Below are 314 nucleotides of genomic sequence, written 5' to 3'. Positions count from 1 at the left end.
ACGGCTGGAATCTAAACATACTCCAGTCCCTTGTCCAAAACCCCGACGGCTCCGTTACCTATAACCAGGGAGACGGCTTCAAAGCTACTTTTTCCTTTGACGAAGCCACACAAACCTACAAAGCCCCGGCGGGCATATACCTTACCCTGGTTAAAAATCAGGACAACAGCTTTACGGTCACCCGCAAGGACAACCTCACCTATTTATTTGATGAGCAGGGAAAAATAACGGCAATAAAGGATCTTAACAACAACACCATAACCTACGGCTACGAGGGAGATCTCCTAACCGGCGTAACGGACACCGCCGGCAGG

At 49.7% G+C, this 314-nt stretch carries 1 protein-coding gene; it reads left to right on the top strand.

The window, feature by feature from the left end; genetic code table 11:
- Positions 1 to 314 (top strand): hypothetical protein (locus DCCM_RS18435; RefSeq protein WP_165792021.1); only part of this gene is annotated, 314 nt, incomplete at both ends.

Origin of the sequence: Desulfocucumis palustris (assembly GCF_002933875.1) — a bacterium.
Taxonomy (GTDB): Bacteria; Bacillota; Desulfotomaculia; order Desulfotomaculales; family Desulfocucumaceae; genus Desulfocucumis; species Desulfocucumis palustris.
The sequence above is the reverse complement of the archived record's forward strand: the minus strand, read 5'-3'. Positions and strand labels throughout refer to the sequence as shown.